This window comes from Actinomycetota bacterium, assembly GCA_005774595.1.
GTDB lineage: Bacteria > Actinomycetota > Coriobacteriia > Anaerosomatales > D1FN1-002 > D1FN1-002.
The window spans coordinates 1-5,003 of record VAUM01000127.1 but is presented as its reverse complement, the minus strand read 5'-3'; the positions used below and the strand labels follow the sequence as shown (position 1 = coordinate 5,003).

Below are 5,003 nucleotides of genomic sequence, written 5' to 3'. Positions count from 1 at the left end.
CACCTTCGAACATCGTCGCCGGGTCGAGGTAGGTGTCGCCGGACTTCAGGCCGACGTGCAGGTGCGGTTCGTCACAGGATGCGTCCCCGCGGCCCGCGACCGCGGCGATCGCATCACCCGCCGACACGCGCTCCCCGGCCCGCACGACCACGTCGGCCAGCGGCATCAGCGTCACGCGCCGCCCATCGGCCAGGTCGAGCGAGACCGCGAGCGCGGTCCCGCCGTCGCCGGCCGGCACGCTGCCCCGGAACGCGACTGTCGCATCGGCCGGCGCGCGCACGCACGCGCCGTCGCTGGCCGCGATATCGGCGCCCAGGTGCGTCCGTACCGCGCCGCCGACCGCGTACGACTCGCCGTAGCCGAGCAGCACCGTCCCGCCGGCCACCGGCCATGGCGCCGCGGCCGCCGCCTGCGCTCCCGCCAGGAGCCACATCACCGCCGGCAGCGTCAGCACTGCCACACGTATCGCGCGCATGACACACCCCTCCCTCGATCCGATCGGAGAGGGAGGGGCGCCGTCACGAACACCTGTTCGACGCGCAGTGCCGATCTCCTGCAAGCCCGCTGCAGGAACGCACCGGGCCGCCGCTCCTCGAAGGGAACGACGGCCTCGGACCAAAGTGACGATTGGAGCGGGTGACGGGACTCGAACCCGCAACTTTCAGCTTGGGAAGCTGACGCTCTACCGTTGAACTACACCCGCATCGCGCGGCGTATCGTATCCCACCGCCCACGCATGCGCCAACGCGTCGCGCGCGGACCCGATGCTAGAACCGCGGCTCCCGGCGGTGCAGGTACCACGCCGCCGCAGCGGTCAGCACGAGCAGCGCCGCGAGCGCGACCTTCCACGGGTGGATCGGGTCTTTCACGGGATGCCCCGGCGTGACGACCTCGAGCGACGTCGCGTGGATGTCCATGTCGCCGCCGTGCTGGCCGCACGCGGCGTTGAACGTCCCGGCGATCCTGACCACGTCGCCCTCGTGCTGGTAGTCGCCGAACGTGGTCACCTGCTCGGCGAGCGCCGCAGGCAGCCACACCGCGTGACCGGAGTTGTAGCCGCCGAGTTCGGCGCCCTCCTCGACGTTCTTCAGGTAGTACGCGTCGTCGTTGATGTGGAGCCACGCGAAGTCGCCGCGCACCATGCGGTCGCCCACGACCTCGCCGGTGTACTCGACGGTCTTCCCGTCGAACTCCTTGGGCCGCTCCACGAGCTCCGCGCTCGTCGGGTCGTTCGGGCTCGGCTGCTGCGCGAGGGCCAGCCCGGGCGCGAACACGCACGCCAGCACGACCGCCGCCGCCAGCCACGCCCTGATCGCACGCCCGCCCATCTACCGGCCCCTCACCATCGAGACGAGGAAGCCGAACAGCGCGAACACCGACATGAACTCGAGCCGGCCGAGCCACATCGCGATCAGGTAGACGACCTTCATGTCCCACGGCATCATCGGCGTGGTCACGCCGCACGACAGGCCGGTGTTCGATGCCGCCGAGACGATCTCGAACGCCGAGTCGACGAACGGTATCCCGTGCAGGGACCCGAGCACGGCGCCGGCGCCGTACAGCGTCACGTACAGCACGGTGATCGTGAACGCCGTGCGCACGAGCCCGTCGTCGAGGGCGACGTCCTTGACGTGGTGGAACTTGGCGCGCACGACCGCGGATTCCGGCGAGATGAGCTTGCGGATGTCCTGCAGGATCGCCTTGGTCATCACGCCCATGCGGATGCCCTTGATGCCGCCGCCGGTGGAGCACGCCGACGCGCCGATAGCCATCGCGATGGTGGTCGCGATCATCCCGACCGGTCCCCACTGCGTGACGAACGCGCGTGCGTAGATCGTCGAGAAGCCGGTCGTCGTGTGGCCCGAGGCGAGCTGGTAGAACGCCTTGCGGAACAGCGCCATGGCGTCCGGGTAGACGCCCGCCTTCGCCAGCGCGAACGTGGCGATCAGCACCGTGAGCGACAGCGTGATCGCGAAGCTGATCGTCTCGACGTTGCGCACGATCTCGCGCCGCTTGCCGGTCCACACGGCCCAGTGCAGCGCAAAGTTGAACGAGCCGGCGATGAAGATGATGACGCTGATGACCTCGTAAGACAGCGAGTGATAGTAGAGCGTGTTGTACGACTGCGGCGCGAAGCCGCCGGTCGACCACGCGCCCATGAACACCCACAGCGCGTGCAGCAGCCCGCGCACCGGCTCCTGGCCGAGGAACATCGCGGTCACCCACAGCGCGAGCGTCCCGATCACGAGGTACGTCAGCGACACGAGCCAGATCGCGCGCGCGGTCTGGACGACGTTCGGCAGCAGCCGCTCGTCCTTGCCCTCGCCGACGTAGACCTTGTACGCACCGGCCGTCCCCTTGAACAGGAACGTCAGCGCGATGACGACGATGCCCTGACCGCCCGCGTAGGTGAGCAGGTGGCGCCACATGTTCAGGCCGTGCGCGATGTGGTCGAGATCCTGGAGCAGGTAGAGCCCCGTCGTGGTGTAGCCGCTCATGACGTCGAACATCGCGTCGAGGTAGGACCCCTCGTGACCCGAGAGCCAGTGCGGCAGCGCGCCGAGGATCGTCGCGACCACCCAGGACCCCGAGGCCACCACCAGGCCGTGGCTCCAGTCGAGGTCCTTCTCGGTGCGGCAGAGCAGCTGCGAGCCGAAGCCGAACGTCAGGCACGCCCCGATGCTGATGACGAAGTCGAGCGCGGTGTCCCACTCGCCGAACGCCACCGAGGTGACGAGCGGCAGCACCATCAGCATGCCGACGCCGACGATGACCTTGCCGGTGTAGCGTCCGATGACGAGGTGGTCCTCGAGGCGGGGGCGGATGATCACCTAGCGGTACACCGCCAAGGCGACGACCGCCATCAGCAGCGCCAGTCCCGTCAGCGCGAGGATGAACACGGCCTCCGTGAGGATACCCGCCGCGTACCTGCCCCAGTTCTCGCGGCGCAGCAGGCCGCGGTGGTGGTGATCGCCGTGGCGCACGCTACTCCCCCGTCAGCGCCTTCTTGAGCGCACGCTCGTGCTGGGTCTTCGTGAACGCGATGACGCGGTCGCCGGGCTGCAGGCGCGTGTCCCCGTGGACGGTGATCGCGTCGTCCCCGCGCGCGATGGCGATGAGCACGCACTCCGTCGGCAGCTTGATCTCGGCGACGGGCTTGCCGCACACCGTGCAGCGGTCGGTCGGCAGCTCGATCTCGATGATCGCCATGTTGCCTTCGCGCAGCGCGAGCAGCGTTCGGATGTCCCCGACCGTCGCCTCCTCCTCGATCATGCGCGAGATGATCGTCGTCGACGAGATCGCCTCGATGCCGAGCGCGTTGAAGATCTGCTCGTTCTTGGGGCTGTTCACGCGCGAGAGTGCGCGGGGCACGCCATACGCCGCCTTGGCGAGCTGGCACGCGACGAGGTTGTCGTCGTCGTCGCCGGTCAGGCCCACGAACACGTCGGCGCGCGCGACGCCGGCGTCCTCCTGGAGCGCGGCGTCGCAGCCGTCCCCTTGGATGATGAGCGCGCCGGCCGGGAGTTCCTCGGACAGCTTCTCGATGATCTCGGCCCGCTTCTCGATGACCGCGACGCCGTGGCCCGACTCGCACATCTTGCGCGCGAGGTAGCTGCCGACCTTGCCGCCGCCGTTGATGACGATGTACACGGCCTACTCCTCCATCAGGTGCGTGATGCGGCCGAACGCCTCGTCCTTGACGCTCGCGACGAGCACGTCGCCGCGCTCGAGCATCGTGTCGGCCTGCGGGACGAACGTGGTCGAGCGCCTCGCGACGGCGGCGATGCGCATGCCGTGATGGGCCTCGATGTCATGCACCGTCTTGCCGGCGGCGTCCGCCGATACCTTGAACTCGACGAGCTCCACGTCGCCGAGCGCGCTCAGGTGATGGCCGTGGCCCGCCTTGACCTTGTCGAGGAGGGCGTCGGCCACCAGCGTGGTGCCGCACACGTAGTCGAGGCCGAGCTGCTGGTACGTGCGCTCTCGCACAGGGTTGTACAGCCGGGCGACCACGTGGGGGATCGAGAAGAGCTTGCGGGCGACCTCGGCCGCCATGAGGTTCGTGTTGTCGAGGTCGGTCACCGCGGCGAACGTGTCGCACTCACGAGCGCCGGCCTCTTCGAGCACCTCGACGTCGAAGGCCAGGCCCTTGACGGTCACGCCGTTGAAGGTGCTGCCGAGCCGCTGGAACGCGGCGTCGTCGCGGTCGATGACCGTGACGTTGTGCCCATCGACGGACAGCAGGGTCGCCAGCTGGGAACCCACTCTGCCGCACCCCGCAACGATGACGTTCACGCCGGCACGCTCCTCCTCGCCGAGACGGCGGGCCGACTACGGCCTGCCGTGACACACGACGCGCAACGCTACTCCTGCCAGAGCGACGCCGCAAGAGCCATCTTCGCGCCAGAGCCATCTTCGCGCTAGTCATCTTCGCGCGCCGCACGTTTCCGGCTTGCGACGGGATGCCCCAGGATGACGCGACTCCTCCACGCAGCGAGGCCGCCCCGGTGCGGGACGGCCTCGCGGCGGTGCTATGTGGAGACGAAGACGGGCGGTCTAGCTCTTGCCGATCTTGAAGATCTTCGTGCCGCAGTCCGGGCACACGCCCTGGGTCGCGGGACGCCCGTTCTTCATCGTGATGTCCTTGGCGTCCTTGATCTCCTTCTTGGCCTTGCACTTGACGCAGTAGCCTTCCTTCGCTGGCATTCGCATACACCTCCCGTCGGCGGTCAGCTCTCGGGCGAGCGTGCACGGTCGTCACCGATCCGTGCTCGTTCCCCTTGGTTTCCCCGATTCAGTGTACACAAGCCCGCAGACTTTGCCAGCGAACGCGCGACCGGCGGTCTTCCGAAGGCGCGCGCCGATGACGGCGCCCGCGCCCGCGATGAGCGACGCGACCGCCACCCACGCGGCCCCCATGACGCCCCAGAACGACTCGGGATACAGCCCGACCATGAGGTCATCCGGGGCGAACATCCACGAGTCGGACTCGAAGAACAGCC

5 protein-coding genes and 1 tRNA gene are annotated in these 5,003 nt (G+C 68.7%); all 6 read right to left on the bottom strand.

Features of this window, described 5'->3' with window-relative positions; all coding sequences use genetic code 11:
- The coding region (locus tag FDZ70_06220; protein TLM76800.1) for a M23 family metallopeptidase at window positions 1–475 on the bottom strand (475 nt) is incomplete at its 3' end.
- Window positions 476–628: 153 nt separating this feature from the next.
- Window positions 629–703: transfer RNA gene (locus FDZ70_06215), tRNA-Gly, on the bottom strand.
- A 64-nt stretch (window positions 704–767) separates the two neighbouring features.
- Entirely contained in the window at window positions 768–1,328 is a 561-nt protein-coding gene (locus FDZ70_06210; GenBank protein TLM76799.1) for a hypothetical protein, read from the bottom strand.
- Window positions 1,329–2,756 (bottom strand): TrkH family potassium uptake protein, encoded by a 1,428-nt coding sequence (locus tag FDZ70_06205; GenBank protein TLM76801.1) that lies wholly within the window; start codon window positions 2,754–2,756, stop codon window positions 1,329–1,331.
- A 229-nt stretch (window positions 2,757–2,985) separates the two neighbouring features.
- On the bottom strand, window positions 2,986–3,651 hold the full coding sequence (locus tag FDZ70_06200) for a TrkA family potassium uptake protein (protein ID TLM76798.1): 666 nt from the start codon (window positions 3,649–3,651) through the stop codon (window positions 2,986–2,988).
- Window positions 3,652–3,654: 3 nt separating this feature from the next.
- Window positions 3,655–4,296 (bottom strand): TrkA family potassium uptake protein, encoded by a 642-nt coding sequence (locus FDZ70_06195; GenBank protein ID TLM76797.1) that lies wholly within the window; start codon window positions 4,294–4,296, stop codon window positions 3,655–3,657.
- Between the last annotated feature and the right edge of the window lie 707 nt (window positions 4,297–5,003).